The organism is Qipengyuania gaetbuli (assembly GCF_009827315.1).
Taxonomy (GTDB): Bacteria; Pseudomonadota; Alphaproteobacteria; order Sphingomonadales; family Sphingomonadaceae; genus Qipengyuania; species Qipengyuania gaetbuli.
The window spans coordinates 1066718-1081920 of record NZ_WTYF01000004.1 but is presented as its reverse complement, the minus strand read 5'-3'; the positions used below and the strand labels follow the sequence as shown (position 1 = coordinate 1081920).

The following is a 15203-nucleotide window of genomic DNA, read 5'->3' as shown; positions in this document are numbered from 1 at the left end:
CCGCAGGGGCGCAACAGGGTATCAGGAAGGGAGCGCACTTGCGCAAGCTGGGTCTAATCGGTGGGATGAGCTGGATCTCTACCCGCGCCTATTACGAACGCATCAACCGCGAAATCCAGCGCAAGGGGCACCCGATGTCCAGCGCACCGATGCTGATCGAAAGTCTCGACTATTCGCTCATCGCCGAGGCGAAGCAGGCGGACGACTGGGACCGGATCGCAGCGCTTCTGGTCGATAGCGCGCGCCGGCTGGAAAGCGCCGGTGCCGAAGGCCTGGTGATCGCCGCCAACACCATGCACAAGGTCTATGACCGGGTCGCGGAAGGCATCTCGATCCCTGTCCTGCATATCGCTGACAGCGTGGGCGAGGCCATGCGCGCGGCAGGCTGCGACAATGCGGCGCTACTCGGCACGCGCTTCATCATGACCGAGGGCTTCTACCGCCAGCGGCTGGTATCCTACGGCGTCGACCTGCTTCCGCCCGATCCGGGCGATGTCGAACTGGTCGACGGCATCATCTACAAGGAATTGATGCTCGGCCGCGTTACGCGCTCTGCCGAACGTGCGCTCAAGACCGTCATCACCAACAAGGACAAGGAAGGCGCGAAGGCCATCGTGTTGGCCTGTACCGAGCTGGAGCTGGTGGTCGACACCGATGCGAACGTGCTGCCGGTGTTCGATTCCACCGACATCCACTGCCGCACCGCCGCCGACTGGATACTCGCCGGAGGGTAGCCACATCGGAGCCCTGACGGCCCGAGACGGTGGTTTTCGCCGATAAGCGACGGGGTTCCCATTTCGTTCACGTTGTCGCGGCGAATCGCCTGACCTAAGCCAGCGGCTCGATGCAGAGAGCCCCTTACGCCGCCGATCCCGCCGCCTCGCGCGGGCGCGAATTTCCCGAGAACCGAGACGGTGCGCGCGGTCCGCGCAGCGAATTCCAGCGCGACCGCGACCGCATCGTCCATTCGATCGCCTTCCGCCGCCTGCGCTCGAAGACACAGGTCTTCGTCGCTCCGGACGGCGATCACTATCGCACGCGCATGACGCACAGCATCGAAGTCGCCCAGATCGGCCGGGTCATCGCCCGCGAACTGGGGCTGGACGAAGACCTGACCGAGGCGCTGTGCCTTGCGCACGATATCGGCCACCCGCCATTCGGACATGCCGGCGAAAAGGCGCTGGAAGAGGCGATGACCCATGCAGGCGGCTATGACCACAATGCGCACGGCATCCGCACGCTGGCACGGCTGGAATGCAATTACCCCGACCATCCCGGCCTCAACCTGACCTGGGAAACACTGGAGGGCATGGCTAAGCACAATGGCCCGGTCGGCGCGGCAAATTGGGCGCTTGCGGATATCGACAAGGCTTTCCCGCTGGAACTCGGCCAGTGGCCCTCGCTCGAGGCGCAGGTTGCAGCGGTTGCCGACGATATCGCCTATGACAATCACGATATCGACGATGGCCTGAGGGCGGGCTTCCTATCGCTCGATGACTTGATGGAGGTGGATTTCCTCGCCGACCAATTCCGCCGGGTCGAACGGCAGCATCCCTGCGCCTCGCGCGAGCACCAGCTGCGCGAACTGGTTCGCAGCCAGATCGGCCTGATGGTCAACGATGTGCTCGAGCAAACGCGTGCGGCAGTGAAGGGCCTCGACAGCGCCGAGCAGGTGCGCGAGGCGGGCAAGCAGCTGGCCGGCTTCTCGCAAGGCATGGCGAACGAGGAACGTGCGCTGAAGAAGTTCATGTACCAGCGGCTCTATTACCATCCCGAGCAGATCCAGACAGCAGAGCGTGCCCGCGACGTCATCGCGCGGCTGTTCGTCGCCTACCAGCAGGATCCGGCGACCATGCCGGATGACTGGCTTGACCGCCTGCCCGAAGCCGAACCGGGCAAGAGCCGTCATATCGCCGATTTCATCGCTGGCATGACCGACCGCTTCGCCATCGACCAGTGCACCCGCATCTACGGCCGCGCGCCGCAGGGGTTGTCCAATGTCTGACGGTGCGACGCGCATCTGCCTTATCGGCGCGACCGGGCTGATCGGCGGCAAGGTGATGGAGGAATGCATCGGCCGCGAAGACGTGCGCCTGTCCGCCATCGCCCGCCGTGAGGCGCAATTGCCCCGGGGCATCCGGATGGAACTGTTCGTCGCTGAGCCGGAAAAATGGGGCGAAGTGCTCGAAGCCATGCGACCCAAGGCCGTCATCTGCGCATTGGGGACCACCTGGAAGAAGGCTGGGCAGGACGAGGACGCATTTCGCGCCGTCGACCAGGACCTCGTCCTCGCGACCGCCCGCGCTGCAAAGGAGCACGGGGTCGAGCGTTTCGTGGCGGTCAGCTCGGCAGGGGCGGATCCGCTGTCCAAGACCTTCTACCTGCGCGTGAAGGGCGAAACGGAACGCGAGCTGACCAAGATACGCTTCCCACGGCTCGACATTCTGCGACCGGGCCTGCTGCGCGGCAAGCGCGATAACGACCGCCGCGTCGGTGAAAGGCTCGGCATTGCGGCAGCGCCGCTCGCCAACATGCTGATGCACGGCAAGTACCGCCAGTACCGCGCGATCCACGCGGAAACTGTAGCCCAGGCTGCGCTGGCCTTGGCCAAGAGCGCCGCGCGCGGGCGCTTCGTGCACGACAATGACGGGATTATCCGGGCAGCAAAACGCCTGCCGCAACTGGTGGACGAATAGGCATGTGGGACACGGCTTTCGGTATCGCCAACGGCCTTGCGCTCGTGATGTGGCTCGCACTGATACTGCTGCCGCGCTGGCCTGCCCTGCTGTCAGCGATCCTCTACCTGGGCGTCGGCCTGCTTTGCGCGGCATATGCCCTGCTGCTTATCGGGGTGCTTTCCGGTCTTTTCCCCGCTGGCGAGGGCGGGATGGATTTCGGAAGCATCGAAGGCGTGCGCGCCATTTTCGCCAGCGATGCGGGGGTGACGATCGGCTGGATCCACTATCTCGCCTTCGATCTCTTCGTTGGCCTGTGGATCGTCCGCGATGCCGACGCGAAGGGATTTTCGCGCTTCGTGCAGGCACCTGTGCTGCTGGCGACTTTCCTTGCCGGCCCCCTTGGCCTTGTCGTGTGGCTGTTGCTGCGCGAGAAACGCGCCCGCGCACTCGGCCGCTGGCAATAGCGCGCTTGCTCTCGTCTCCTCTCGTGGCATGATGCGCGCAGAGGAGAGAGAGGCCCATGCAGGAATCGGCAGAACAACCGAAGCTGACCTTCGACCAGTTCATCCGTCACTGGGCGCAGGAGCGTCCTGACAACATCGTCCTGGAGCAGGGCAATCAGACGATAAGTTTCCGCGACCTTGAAACGCGTACCCGCCAGATCGTCGCGATGCTGGCGCAGCATGGTGTCGGGCGGGGGGACCGGGTCGCCTGGCTCGGCAAGAATGACAAACACTATTTCGAGCTATTCTATGCCGCTGCGCGCGTCGGCGTGGTCATGGTCCCGATCGGCTGGCGCCTCGCCGGACCCGAGATCGCCTATATCATCAGCGATACGGGCGCGAAGATACTGTTCCTCGGAACGGGCTTCGAAGAGCTTGCACAGAAGGCTTGCGCCTCGCTCGACAATCCGCCCGAAGTCATCGGACAGGAAGCGGCCCTTGCGGAAATCGCAGCCGCGCCTGCGGACGAGTTCGCACCGGCCGGACCCGACGATGCGGTTCTCCAGCTTTATACTTCGGGCACGACAGGAAATCCGAAGGGCGCGGTGCTTACCAACCGCAACCTCTTTTCGCTGCGGGTGCCGAGCCAGGAAGAAGGCCAGCCCTGGTCGCATTTCGACGAGGACGAGGCGATCCTCGTGTGCATGCCTTGCGCGCATATCGGTGGCACTGGTCTCGGCATAATGGCGATGGGGGCGGGCATCCGCTCGATCGTGCAGGCCGAATTCACGCCCGACGGCGTGCTGGATGCATTCGAACAGGGCATCACGCGCCTGTTCATCGTGCCCGCTGCATTGCAGATGGTGGTGCAGCACCCGCGCGCGAAAGACACCGACATGTCGGCGATCAAATACGTGCTCTACGGGGCTGCTCCGATCCCGCTCGACCTGCTGCGCGAGGCGGTGAGGACGATCCCCGAAGCGGGCTTCCTGCAATGTTACGGCATGACCGAGACGACCGGCACCATCGCAGCGCTGCCGCCCGAAGACCACGTGCTCGAGGGAAACCAGCGGATGAAATCGGCAGGCAAGGCCGTGGCCGGGGTCGAACTCAGGGTCATCGGCGAGGACGGGCAGGAACTGCCGCGCGGCGAAGTGGGCGAACTGGTCTGCAAAAGCCCTTCGAACATGGCCGGTTACTGGAACCTGCCCGATGCAACCGCAGGTTCGCTCAGGGACGGCTGGATGCACACCGGCGATGCCGCCTACATGGACGAGGACGGCTATGTCTTCATCCAGGACCGCATCAAGGACATGATTATTTCCGGCGGCGAGAACGTTTACCCGGCGCAAGTCGAAAGCGCGATCTACGGCCATCCGAGCGTGGGCGAGGTCGCGGTGATCGGCGTGCCTGACGACACTTGGGGCGAGGCGGTGAAAGCCTGCGTGGTCCCCAAGCCGGGCACTGAAGTCGACCCGCAGGATATCATCGCTTGGACGCGGGAGCGGCTGGCCGGGTTCAAGGTCCCCAAGAGCGTCGATGTGATCGAGGTGATGCCGCGCAATGCCAGCGGCAAGATCCTGCGCAAGGATTTGCGCGCGCCCTATTGGGAAGGTCGCGAACGGCAGGTCAACTGAAACGCCACGCGCCTGCCACCGCGCGCAATTCGGCACCGCTCGCCGATGTGCTGGCGCGCGAATTGCCGCAAACCGGTCTGGTGCTGGAAATCGCCAGTGGCTCGGGCGAGCACGCCGTATTCATGGCGCGGCGCTTTCCTGCGCTCGAATGGCAGCCCAGCGATGTCGACACCGATGCGCTCGCCTCGATCGATGCATGGTCGCAGGAAGCCGGGGCGGGAAACATCCGCCAGGCGATCGCCATCGATGCGACTGTGCCGGAATGGCCGGTCCAGCACGCTGATGCCGTTGTCTGCGTCAACATGATCCACATCAGCCCCTATGCGGCCACCGAAGGACTGTTCGCGGGAGCGGGAAAGCTTCTTTCGAAGGGACAGTCGCTCATTCTTTATGGCCCATTCATCGAGACAGGTGTCGGAACCGCCCCGTCGAACCTCGCCTTCGATGCCGATCTCAAGGCGCGGAATGCCGCATGGGGCTTGCGAGAGGTCGAGGCGCTTGATGAACTGGCCCAGTTGAACGGTCTGGTGCGGACCGCACGCCATGAAATGCCGGCGAACAACCTTACGCTCGTCTACCGCAAGCAATAAAAAAAGGCCCGCCATTTGGCGGGCCTCCATTTGCTCTCTCAGTGCGAGAAATCAGGTTTCTTCGTCGACGGCGTTGGCAGCCGATTCAAGGTCCGCACCGACGCCGCGCACAGTGTTGCAGGCCGATGCCGTGAGCGACATCGCGGTGATGCCGAAAGCCAGAAGCAGTTTCTTGATCATAGTGTCATCCTTCCCGAGGGCATGTTGGCCGCGCAATGGTAAGAAAACCCCTACCCGACAAGCGGGTTCCCACCAAGCGCCTTGGCTAGGCGGTGAACCGCGCCCATATGCGCGCCATGAAAGCTTTCCTGACATTCGCAAGCGAAGCCGAAATCGTCGCGCTATGGGGCGCCGCATCGCTGATCGTTGCGCTTGCCGCGCTGGCGATGGAGCGCAGGCGGATGAAACGCACCAGCATCGACCGTGTCGGCTGGATGCCATGGACGGGCTTATTCCTGACCTTCGCCGTGCTGGGCGGGGCGCTGCTGGTGGTATCCATCCCCGGAGTGATCCGGGGATAGGCTCGCTGCTTTAGAGGCAGGCTTCCAGATAGGCCTGGTCGAAGCCGAACTGGCGGGCCTTTTCAAGCGTATAGGGGCGCAGGCCCGAGCTGCGGAACTCGCCGAGGATCTTGCCGTCCTCGCTCTCGTCCAGGTACTCGAACTTGAACAGTTCCTGCGTCACGATCACGTCGCCTTCCATCCCGATCACCTCGGTGATGTTGGTGGTGCGGCGCGAACCGTCGCGAAGGCGCTTCACCTGCACGATCAGGTCGACGGATTCGGCGATCTGGCGCGAAATGGCTTCCTTCGGGATCTTGATGTCGCCCATCAGGATCATGTTTTCCATACGGCCGAGGCATTCGCGTGGGCTGTTGGCGTGAAGCGTACACATCGAACCGTCGTGGCCGGTGTTCATGGCGGCGAGAAGGTCGAAACACTCTGCGCCGCGGATTTCGCCCAGGATGATGCGGTCAGGGCGCATACGCAGGGCGTTCTTCACGAGGTCGCCAATGGTGATGGCACCCTGGCCTTCGAGGTTCGGCGGACGCGTTTCCAGCGGCAGCCAGTGCGGCTGCTGCAGGCGAAGTTCGGCCGCGTCCTCGATGGTGAGCACGCGCTCGCCCGGGTCGATCATCTTCGACAGGGCATTGAGCATGGTCGTCTTACCCGAACCCGTACCGCCCGAAATGACGATGTTCATGCGGCAGGCGCCAGCGATCTTGAGTGCGGTCGCCATTTTCTCACTCATCGAACCGAAGTCCTTGAGCATGTCGATGGTGATCGGCTTCTCGGAGAACTTACGGATCGAGATGGCGGTGCCGCGCAGCGAGAGCGGCGGCACGATGACGTTCACACGGCTGCCGTCCTTGAGACGGGCGTCGGCAAGCGGCGTGGTCTGGTCGACGCGGCGGCCGACCTGGTTCACGATGCGCTGGGCGATCTGGAACAGGTGGCTCTCGTCGCGGAAACGGATCGGGGCGAGAACGAGCTTGCCCTTCTTTTCGATGTAGGTCTGGTCGGGACCGTTGACCATGATATCGGAAACGTCCGGATCGTTCAGCAGCTCTTCGAGCGGACCGAAGCCGAGCAGTTCGTCGACCAGAACCTTTTCGAGCGCGAACTGTTCGCGGCGATTGAGCGTGACCTTCAGTTCGGCCAGCACTTCCATGATGATCGGGCGGAATTCTTCCGACAGCTCGTCCTTGGACAGCGTCGCGGCTGCTTCCGGGTCGACGCGTTCGAGCAGGCGCGGGAGCACCTGTTCCTTGATCTTGTGGACGCTGGCTTCGAAGCCGCCGACTTCGCTATTGCCCGAATGGTCCGCATTCATGCGTTCCGAAAGGCGGGCCATCGCGTCGCCGTTCGAACCCTTGCCGCCTGCGCCGGGGGCAGGGGCGTCTTCCGGCAGCGGCGGGAATTGATCACCGCCTTCGATCTTGTCGTCGGCCGAAGGAGCAGGCGCGCCGCCGCGCATGGGACGCGCGACGCCGAACTGCGGACGTGCGCCGGACCCCATACCTGCCGGCCCGTTCTTGCGTCCGAATGCACTCATGCCAAACCCCCGCGGCTCATAGTCGAAGTGACGTGCGCAACCTGCCGGAAAAGTGGCAAATCACGCCTTTGCATGCTTGGTGAATAATTTGGAAACCTTGATTTTTTCCTAATTTCGGACCCTTGCGATGCCCGATAATCGGCTTGCGGGGCATTGGCGGAATCCCTAGGAATCCGTGCAGTTTCGGGGCGTAAGGGGAAAAATGGCGATGGGCCGCACGGCGGATATTTCGCGCGCTGGCACGATCTATGCCGCCTTGCTGCTGCTTTTTGCAGGGCTCGCCTTCACCAATGTCGCGCTGGGCGAATTCCAGTACCTGCCTGTCACGTTCTTCCGTTCGCATGACTTGCCCGTGCTCGCGATGGTCATGGCGCTGTTCCTCATCGTCAGGGTTGCGCGGATGCCGGATTCCCTTGTGGCCGGCATGGACACGCTATTCGGCAGGATGAAGCTCCTGCCTCATTGGGCGCCGGTACTGTTCATCTTCACGCTCGCCCTTCTCGGGGCTTTTGGAATTCTCGGATCCTATCCCCTCTCCATGGATGAATACTGGGCGCGGGCCGATGGCTATGCACTGGCATCGGGCAGGGCGATGGCCGAGATCCCGGCGGACTTGCGCGACTATGCGGGGGCCATGCACCCGATCTTCGCGCGGGTCAGCGGAGACGGGCTGTATTGGGCGTCGACCTATCTTCCCGTGAATGCGCTGTTCCAGGGACTGCTCGGTCCACTGGCGAGCCCACTGTTCGCAGCAGGTGCGGCCGCCTTGCTTGTACAGCTCGTTCGCCAGCACCTGCCCGAGGCCAAGACCGCGCCCATTATTTGCCTGGTGCTGGCGGCAACCTCGGCCCAATGGGTCATCACCGGCATGACGAGTTTCGCCATGTCGGCGCATCTTTTCTTCAACCTCGCCTGGTTGGCACTGGTCTTCCGCAAGGGCGCCGCGGTGCAGATCGCCGCCGGCCTGGTCGCCTTTCTCGCCGTGGGCTTGCACCAGTTCGCCTTTTTCCCCGTTTTCGCGGGCTTCTTCATCCTCGAGCTGTTCCTGTCCGGACGGCGCGGTACTGCCATCGGCCAAGGGGTGGTCGTGCTCGCGGCCGTTGCCTTCTGGGCGTCATGGAACGGCATTGCCTACAAGCTCGTGGGGTCTTTGCCTCCCGCCGTTGGCGGAGCGGCCAACGCGCCGCTGGCGGACAAGGTCATGGCGCTCCTGACCCGCAACGACCTTTCCGCAATCGGGACGATGGGAATGAACCTGCTGCGGTTCCAGCTGTGGCAAAACCCGCTGCTGCTGCCCCTGTTCGCTCTGGCAGTGCCGGTGGCATGGAAGCTGAAGGGTTTCTGGCGCGGCTGCCTGCTGAGCGCGCTGGCGACACTTGCCTTCATGGCCGTGGTCATTCCCTATCAGGGGCATGGCTGGGGTTATCGCTACCTGCATCACGTACTCGGAAACGTGACGCTGCTGGCAGCGCTCGGCTGGTCGCGGCTGCGTATGTCGGAATCGCGCGCTGCGAGGGCGAGCTTTGCAGCGGCGGCGCTGATTGCGCTTGCCCTGATACCCTACCGTTACGTGCAGGCACACGATTTCGCACAGCCTTGGCAGCAGGCGGATCGGGCGATTGCCAAAGTGGATGCAGAAGTGCTCATCGTCGATGCCCCTGACCACCTGTTTGCGGACGACCTGGTGCGCAATCTGCCCGAAGACCGGCCTGGTCCGGTCAGGATGGCGCGCGCTGCTTTGACCGACGCACAATTGGCAGACCTCTGTTCGCGCTTCCGCGTGGCGACATTCGGAGGCGCAGATGCGGAGGCTGCAGGCCTGCCTTCGATCGGCTACCGGGGCGATGGAGACAACGCGCAGAATGCCTGCGCCCCGGAAGGCAAGGAGCAGGCGGAAGACTGATGTCGAAGAACCCCAACGAACAGTACAATGTTGCTTCTGCAGGCAGCCTCCCCGTGCGGCTCGCCGGCTACCAGCGGCGCAACATGTTCGCGCGCTTCATGGAAGAGATGCAACCAGGCGAAGCGGATGCGATCCTCGACATCGGCGTCACTGCGGAGCGTAGCTATCCCAGTTCGAACTATTTCGAGAAATGGTATCCCCACAAGGCAAAGGTGACTGCGGCAGGGCTGGACGACGCATCGTTCCTGGAGGACGAATTTCCCGGAATGAAATTCGTGGAGGCCAATGCGCTAGACCTGCCGTTCGGTGACGCTTCCTTCGACTACGTCCACAGTTCGGCCGTGATCGAGCATGTCGGCGATGCCGGATCGCAAGCGCGGATGATCGCGGAATGCGCCCGCGTTGCGCGTAAGGGCTTTTTCCTGACTACGCCGAACCGCTGGTTTCCGGTCGAATTCCACACGGTCCTGCCGCTGGTCCACTGGCTGCCCAAGCCGCTTTTCCGCTCGCTCATGGAGCGGACGGGTCGGGATTTCTTCGCACAGGAGGCAAACCTCAATCTCATGTCGGCGGGAGACATGGGCAAGGCCGCGACCGAAGCGGGCATTGCTGCAAGGTTCGTCTGTGATGTGAAGAGCGTCAGTCTCGCCGGATGGCCCAGCAATCTGCTGCTGGTGGCGAAAGCGAAAGCCTAGGGGCGACCGAACTGGGGCGCGGCGCTACCAGCCGCGCGATCGCTCTCGATCAACGCTGCCAATTCGAACAGCGCGACGAGTACCGCAAGCGACGCAAATGTCAGCGCGCGCAAGGCGAGGGCGGCCGTCGCTGCTGCTGTCGCGGTACCACCGGCAAACACCACCAGCGCGGCCAGCGACCAGTCAGCCACACCCATTCCGGCGGGAAGGAACGGCAGCCCCATGGCGAGGCCCACTGCAGGATATCCGATTGCGACCAGCGCTGCATCGATACCGCCGGCGAAGGCTGCAACCACCAGGACGGTCCGCAGGCTCAGCATGGCCAGCCGCAGGGCAGACAGCCAACCGAGCAGGAACAGCGTGCGTGCGGGCAAGCTCGCCGCGCGCGCAAGCGCTTGCCCGGCGCGTTCTATGAAAACGGAACGGGGAAGGGTGCGCGTGACGGCGCGAAGAATGTGCAGCAGCCATGGCATGGTGGCGACGGAAACCAGAACAGCGGCGCAGAACAGGGCCAGCGACGCGGCCATGCCGGGACCCCACGCGAACAGCAGTATTGCCGCCGCGCCGGCGCAGGCCAGAAGGATGAGGTCGAGCAATTGCTCGTAGAGCGTGGCGTTGACCGCCTGTCCGTTTCTCACACTGGCCCAGCGGGCAAGCGGCATCGAGAATTGGAGCGGAAGGACCTGGCCTGCCAGCGCGCCGCGCAGCGTCGCCCGTGTGGCGACGCCCCAGGGCACGATTGTCGGGCTCCTCCCGAGGAAGCGGTCGAGCACGCGCCAGCGAGCAACACTCACCAACTGGTTGGCCAGCGTTAGGGCCAGTACTGCTGCAATCACGCTCGCCGGGGTGGTGCCCAGGGCCGCGACAAGGTCCGCAATCGCAACTCCCGAGAAGCGGAACAGCGCGACAAGGAGCGCCGCGGCAAATGCCAGCGAGAGTGCTGCCAGCAGGTTGCGGCGGCTATTGCTCACGGCGTCACCTCGTCCCGCCAGCGGACCGGCACGCGGGTGTCGATGAGCTGTTCCAGCCTGTTGAGCCAGCTGGCGGCTCGCTCTCGTTCGCTGCGGGCGACTTCGTGCTGGCCGATGTCGACCAACTTGCTGGGTGCGTAGAGCAGCGCTTCGAGCAGTTTCCAGCGCTTGGCTGCCTCGACCAGTCCGCCAAGACCAAGTGCCCGTGTCACGACGCCGACCTTGTAGACGGCTTCGGTGAACAGCGCGAAACGGGGCGCGCGGGCCGGGTTGACCACTTCGGTCAGCGATTGCGGCACCCATTCGTGGCTGACGCCGATATGCCCGCAGATATCGCGGTAGAATTGCGCGGGATCTGCTTTGAAGTCCTCGAAGAAGAGGACCTTGATCTGTTCGCTCGGGAAGGCGTCGAAGAACGGGGCAAGGCCTTCTGCGTAATTCATCCAGCTGCGCAGCTTGGGATGGTCCATCATCTGCTGGGCCGTGTCGCCATAATCGCGCGTATGGGCCCGCAGCCACAGCACCAGCGAGCGGGCGAAATCGCCTGGTTCGCGCAGGCAGACGATGATTTTCACATCGGGGAAATGCTGGCGCAGCAGCTTTGCATTGTGGGGATAGAGATAGGCATCGTGCGAAATCTCGCCGATCTTGCCCGTCCCCTCGAAGCGCGCGAGCCGGGCCTCGTAATCCTCGATGGCGCCAGGCTCGTCCGTCTCGAAGAATTTCGATGCCTTCGACGGGAAAAGCTGGACTTCGGGATGGTGCCGCAGCGCCTCGAACATCCAGGTCGAGCCGGCTTTTGGCGTACCGATATAGATGAAGTCGAGCTTTGCGGTCATGGCTGGCGCGTCCTACTCCGCCGGTTGTGCGGGATAGAACTGCGCCTCGTTCCCGCCGAGCACCGCCAGCAGGAACCCTGCGAAAAGAGTCTGCAGGCCCAGCGCACCGAGCAGGCCGGCAAGCGTCACCGGCAGGATCGAGGGCAGGGCGGAAAAGCTCGACGCTTCCCAATAGAAGCCCACAGCCACCAGCGCGACGAGCGAGGCGAGGATCATGGAGATACCGCCGATGGCACATGTCTCCAGCGTGGCGAAGCGATTGCCTTCGAGCCAGCGCCGCGGCCTGCGATAGCCCTGGCGCACACCGTGGAGATGTGCGGCTACGGCCATGATCGTCGCGATGTGGCCGACCAGCGTCAGCATGGCGCCCACGGCGATGAAGCTTTCGCCGAACGGTACCCACGGCAGAATGCCGAGAGCGTGAAGGGCAGCGGTGAAGAGGATCGTGAGGCCCATGCCGAGCGCGGCAAGGCCGGGTACGCCGAAGACCCAGGTCGGGCTGAGCATGAAGAGATAGCGCAGGTGCCGCCAGCCGTCGCGCCACGGGCGCAGGTGCGGTTCGCGGTCGCGCAGGTCGGGGCTCAGCGTCGCCGCGACCTCGACCATGCGAAGGTCCAGCAGCGATGCCTTGATGACCATCTCGCTGGCGAATTCCATGCCGCTGCCGGTCAGCTTGAGGCGATCGAACGCATCCTTCGTCAGGGCCCGCAGGCCGCAATGCGCATCGCCCATGCCGGTGCGGAAGAACAGGTTGAGGATGCCGGTAAGCGCAGGGTTGCCGATGTGGCGGTTCTTCCACGGCATGGCACCGGGTGCGATGCCTCCGCGAAAGCGGTTGCCCATGCACACGTCCGCACCCTTCTCGAGCTCGGCCACCATGGCAACGCCTTCGGTGAAATTGTAGCTGCCGTCGCAATCGCCCATCACGATGTAGCGGCCCCACGCCCCGCGGCACCCGCCGATCAGCGCAGCGCCGTAGCCTTTGGCCGCAACCGGCACGACGCGTGCGCCCAGCTCCGTCGCAAGCGCCTGGCTGCCGTCGGTCGACCCGTTGTCGGCAATCACGATCTCGCCGGACAGGTCCAGTTCGATGCGCATGCGGGCCAGTGCTTCGAGCGCGTTGCCGATACAATGGCGCAGCGAATCCACCTCGTTGAGGCAAGGCATGACTATGGTGACGTCGGGCCGTTCCTGCCCTGCCGGAACCTCGAAGCTGGTGGCTGCAATGGACTGCGACATGGTACCCCCTGTGATCCTTCGACAGCAGCCTTGAAGAAGTTTGGTAAACAGGCGGTAAATTCGGCCTCGAACCGGTAGCGAAATGCAGCCGGTATCGACGTGCGCAGTTCGCTCATTGCGAAAGGCTGGCACACCCGCTCGATCTCGCAGTCGCCAGCATTCTGTAATTACCCATCGCTGCAAATCGCGCGCGATTGATTGCGCGCCAAGAACCGCTAAGTGACCCTAACGCCATTTTCGGAGCTTCAATCTATGTGTGGAATTATCGGGATCGTCGGAAACCAACCCGTCGTGGAGCGGCTGGTCGATGGCCTGAAGCGCATGGAATATCGCGGTTACGACAGCGCCGGCATCTGCACTGTCCACCAAGGCGCTCTTGTTCGTCGCCGGGCAGAGGGCAAGCTGGCGAACCTCGTGGCCGAACTCGCTTCGAACCCGGCTGCCGGCGAGGTGGGCATCGCGCACACGCGCTGGGCAACGCATGGTGCACCCACGGCTACGAACGCCCACCCGCATGCGACCGATCGTGTCGCGCTGGTCCACAACGGGATTATCGAGAATTACAAGGAACTCCGCGCCGAACTGCGCGAGGCCGGACGTACGCTGGAAAGCGATACCGATACCGAAGTCGTCCTGCACCACATCTCCAAGCTGGTGGAAGAAGGCCGCTCTCCGCAGGAAGCCGTCGCTGAAATCCTGCCGCGCCTGCGGGGTGCATTCTCGCTGGCGATTGCATTTCGCGACCATCCCGACATGCTGATTGGCGCGCGGCTCGGTTCGCCGCTGGTGGTCGGTTACGGCGAGGGCGAAACCTATCTCGGCTCCGACGCGCTGGCGCTTGCACCGCTGACGCAGCAGATCAGCTACCTCGAGGAAGGCGACTGGGTGGTTGTCACGCGCGAGGGCGCGACGATCTACGACGCCGAGAACACCGAGGTCGAACGCGAGGTGCGCGCTTCGGGCGCTTCGGCCGCGGCGGTCGAAAAGGGCAATTACCGCCACTTCATGCAGAAGGAGATTTTCGAGCAGCCGACCGTGGTCGCGCAAACGCTTGCCTCCTACCTGCGCCGCTCGGACAACTCGGTTGCGCTGCCGCAGTTCGATTTCGACCTGTCGAGCGTGCGCCGCATCACCATCGTGGCCTGCGGTACGTCCTTCTATGCGGGCATGGTGGCGAAGTACTGGTTCGAACAGTTCGCCCGCGTTCCGGTCGACATCGATGTGGCGAGCGAGTTCCGCTACCGCGAACCGGTCCTCGAGGAAGGCGGCCTGGCGCTGTTCATTTCCCAGAGCGGCGAGACGGCCGATACGCTGGCAGCGCTTCGCCATTGCAAGCAGAACGGCCAGACCATCGGCGTCATCGTCAACGTGCCGACCAGTTCCATGGCGCGCGAGGCGGACCTGCTGCTTCCCACCCATGCCGGGCCCGAGATCGGCGTTGCCTCGACCAAGGCGTTCACCTGCCAGCTCGCCGTGCTGGCGGCTCTTGCGGCGCACATGGCGGTCAAGAAGGGGTTGATGAGCCGCGAGGAAGAGCAGGAAGTGGTCGCGCACCTGCTCGAAGCCCCGGCTTGCCTCAACGCCGCGCTCGACCATGACGACGACATCGCCAGCATGGCGCATCTCATCGCGCCTGCGCGCGACGTGCTGTACCTGGGCCGCGGCCCCGACTTCCCGCTGGCGCTCGAAGGCGCGCTGAAGCTGAAGGAAATCAGCTATATCCACGCCGAAGGATATGCCAGCGGCGAGATGAAGCATGGTCCCATCGCGCTGATCGACAACGAAGTGCCGGTGATCGTCCTCGCACCTTCGGGACCGCTGTTCGAAAAGACCGTCTCCAACATGGAAGAGGTGCGCGCGCGCGGCGGGCAGATCGTGCTGATTTCGGATGCCGAAGGGCTCGAACAGGCAAGCGAGGGTTGCATGGCGACCATCGAGATGCCGAAAGTCCACCCGCTGATCGCGCCGCTGGTCTATGCCGTGCCGGTGCAGCTTCTCGCGTATCACGTGGCCTGCGTGAAAGGCACCGATGTCGACCAGCCGCGCAATCTGGCCAAGTCGGTAACGGTCGAGTGACCCTGCAGGGCCGGTGGTTTCCGGCCCGGTAAGGACGATAGTTCACTGAGATTGCGTCGGCGCGTTTGCCCGCAAAT

General features: G+C 63.7%; 15 protein-coding genes. 10 read left to right on the top strand and 5 right to left on the bottom strand.

Annotation, left to right across the window (positions count from 1 at the left end; genetic code table 11):
* The first annotated feature begins 38 nt into the window (after positions 1–38).
* The 6 genes from GRI42_RS07730 to GRI42_RS07705 all read left to right on the top strand — a co-directional run bounded on the left by GRI42_RS07730 (position 39) and on the right by GRI42_RS07705 (position 5348).
* Positions 39–734, top strand: a complete 696-nt coding sequence (locus GRI42_RS07730) for an aspartate/glutamate racemase family protein (protein ID WP_160607763.1) — start codon at positions 39–41, stop codon at positions 732–734.
* A gap of 110 nt (positions 735–844) precedes the next feature.
* The gene (locus GRI42_RS07725) at positions 845–2005 is read left to right on the top strand and encodes a deoxyguanosinetriphosphate triphosphohydrolase (protein WP_160607761.1); all 1161 of its coding nucleotides are present in this window, start codon (positions 845–847) and stop codon (positions 2003–2005) included.
* Positions 1998–2696 (top strand): NAD(P)H-binding protein, encoded by a 699-nt coding sequence (locus GRI42_RS07720; RefSeq protein ID WP_160607758.1) that lies wholly within the window; start codon positions 1998–2000, stop codon positions 2694–2696. The genes GRI42_RS07725 and GRI42_RS07720 overlap by 8 nt, the downstream gene beginning before the upstream one ends.
* A gap of 2 nt (positions 2697–2698) precedes the next feature.
* Positions 2699–3142 (top strand): ABA4-like family protein, encoded by a 444-nt coding sequence (locus tag GRI42_RS07715; RefSeq protein ID WP_160607756.1) that lies wholly within the window; start codon positions 2699–2701, stop codon positions 3140–3142.
* A gap of 56 nt (positions 3143–3198) precedes the next feature.
* Positions 3199–4758 carry a fatty acid--CoA ligase gene (locus GRI42_RS07710; protein WP_160607754.1) on the top strand — a complete coding sequence of 520 codons (1560 nt, stop codon included), beginning with the start codon at positions 3199–3201 and terminating at the stop codon, positions 4756–4758.
* Complete coding sequence (locus GRI42_RS07705) at positions 4728–5348, top strand: DUF938 domain-containing protein (protein ID WP_234033903.1); 621 nt, start codon at positions 4728–4730, stop codon at positions 5346–5348. Before GRI42_RS07710 ends, GRI42_RS07705 begins: the two co-directional genes overlap by 31 nt.
* Positions 5349–5399: 51 nt before the next feature.
* Here GRI42_RS07705 and GRI42_RS14065 read toward each other — a convergent pair whose 3' ends face one another.
* Positions 5400–5528, bottom strand: a complete 129-nt coding sequence (locus GRI42_RS14065; protein ID WP_264187058.1) for a hypothetical protein — start codon at positions 5526–5528, stop codon at positions 5400–5402.
* 116 nt (positions 5529–5644) lie between these two features.
* Here GRI42_RS14065 and GRI42_RS07700 point away from each other — a divergent pair, with 116 nt between their 5' ends.
* Positions 5645–5869 (top strand): hypothetical protein, encoded by a 225-nt coding sequence (locus GRI42_RS07700; protein WP_226699084.1) that lies wholly within the window; start codon positions 5645–5647, stop codon positions 5867–5869.
* Between the two features lie 10 nt (positions 5870–5879).
* Here GRI42_RS07700 and GRI42_RS07695 read toward each other — a convergent pair whose 3' ends face one another.
* Complete coding sequence (locus tag GRI42_RS07695; protein WP_160607750.1) at positions 5880–7403, bottom strand: CpaF family protein; 1524 nt, start codon at positions 7401–7403, stop codon at positions 5880–5882.
* Between the two features lie 202 nt (positions 7404–7605).
* On the opposite strand from GRI42_RS07695, the gene GRI42_RS07690 reads away from it, so the two are divergent.
* Together GRI42_RS07690 and GRI42_RS07685 are read left to right on the top strand one after the other, a co-directional pair.
* Positions 7606–9306 (top strand): hypothetical protein, encoded by a 1701-nt coding sequence (locus GRI42_RS07690; RefSeq protein WP_160607748.1) that lies wholly within the window; start codon positions 7606–7608, stop codon positions 9304–9306.
* Entirely contained in the window at positions 9306–10001 is a 696-nt protein-coding gene (locus tag GRI42_RS07685) for a class I SAM-dependent methyltransferase (RefSeq protein WP_160607747.1), read from the top strand. Before GRI42_RS07690 ends, GRI42_RS07685 begins: the two co-directional genes overlap by 1 nt.
* Here the strand turns inward: GRI42_RS07685 and GRI42_RS07680 are convergent.
* Genes GRI42_RS07680 through GRI42_RS07670 form a run of 3 tightly spaced genes read right to left on the bottom strand, consistent with a single transcriptional unit; the run spans position 9998 to position 13050 of the window.
* Positions 9998–10972: a lysylphosphatidylglycerol synthase domain-containing protein gene (locus GRI42_RS07680; protein ID WP_160607745.1), complete on the bottom strand. Its 975-nt coding sequence runs from the start codon at positions 10970–10972 to the stop codon at positions 9998–10000. The genes GRI42_RS07685 and GRI42_RS07680 overlap by 4 nt on opposite strands.
* A complete protein-coding gene (locus tag GRI42_RS07675; protein ID WP_160607743.1) occupies positions 10969–11811 on the bottom strand; it encodes a sulfotransferase family protein in 843 nt (280 codons plus the stop codon). The genes GRI42_RS07680 and GRI42_RS07675 overlap by 4 nt, the downstream gene beginning before the upstream one ends.
* 12 nt (positions 11812–11823) lie before the next feature.
* Complete coding sequence (locus GRI42_RS07670) at positions 11824–13050, bottom strand: glycosyltransferase family 2 protein (RefSeq protein WP_160607741.1); 1227 nt, start codon at positions 13048–13050, stop codon at positions 11824–11826.
* A gap of 252 nt (positions 13051–13302) precedes the next feature.
* Between GRI42_RS07670 and glmS the strand changes: the two genes are divergently transcribed.
* Positions 13303–15126 carry a glutamine--fructose-6-phosphate transaminase (isomerizing) gene (glmS, locus tag GRI42_RS07665; RefSeq protein ID WP_160607739.1) on the top strand — a complete coding sequence of 608 codons (1824 nt, stop codon included), beginning with the start codon at positions 13303–13305 and terminating at the stop codon, positions 15124–15126.
* Positions 15127–15203: the final 77 nt, after the last annotated feature.

What these genes read in the sequence shown, in the direction of transcription:
- GRI42_RS07725 (WP_160607761.1), top strand. Translation starts at nt 845, where the DNA reads ATGCAGAGAGCCCCTTACGCCGCCGATCCCGCCGCCTCGCGCGGGCGC.
- GRI42_RS07720 (WP_160607758.1), top strand. Translation starts at nt 1,998, where the DNA reads ATGTCTGACGGTGCGACGCGCATCTGCCTTATCGGCGCGACCGGGCTG.
- GRI42_RS07715 (WP_160607756.1), top strand. Translation starts at nt 2,699, where the DNA reads ATGTGGGACACGGCTTTCGGTATCGCCAACGGCCTTGCGCTCGTGATG.
- GRI42_RS07710 (WP_160607754.1), top strand. Translation starts at nt 3,199, where the DNA reads ATGCAGGAATCGGCAGAACAACCGAAGCTGACCTTCGACCAGTTCATC.
- GRI42_RS14065 (WP_264187058.1), bottom strand. Translation starts at nt 5,528, where the DNA reads ATGATCAAGAAACTGCTTCTGGCTTTCGGCATCACCGCGATGTCGCTC.
- GRI42_RS07700 (WP_226699084.1), top strand. Translation starts at nt 5,645, where the DNA reads ATGAAAGCTTTCCTGACATTCGCAAGCGAAGCCGAAATCGTCGCGCTA.
- GRI42_RS07695 (WP_160607750.1), bottom strand. Translation starts at nt 7,403, where the DNA reads ATGAGTGCATTCGGACGCAAGAACGGGCCGGCAGGTATGGGGTCCGGC.
- GRI42_RS07690 (WP_160607748.1), top strand. Translation starts at nt 7,606, where the DNA reads ATGGCGATGGGCCGCACGGCGGATATTTCGCGCGCTGGCACGATCTAT.
- GRI42_RS07685 (WP_160607747.1), top strand. Translation starts at nt 9,306, where the DNA reads ATGTCGAAGAACCCCAACGAACAGTACAATGTTGCTTCTGCAGGCAGC.
- GRI42_RS07675 (WP_160607743.1), bottom strand. Translation starts at nt 11,811, where the DNA reads ATGACCGCAAAGCTCGACTTCATCTATATCGGTACGCCAAAAGCCGGC.
- GRI42_RS07670 (WP_160607741.1), bottom strand. Translation starts at nt 13,050, where the DNA reads ATGTCGCAGTCCATTGCAGCCACCAGCTTCGAGGTTCCGGCAGGGCAG.
- glmS (WP_160607739.1), top strand. Translation starts at nt 13,303, where the DNA reads ATGTGTGGAATTATCGGGATCGTCGGAAACCAACCCGTCGTGGAGCGG.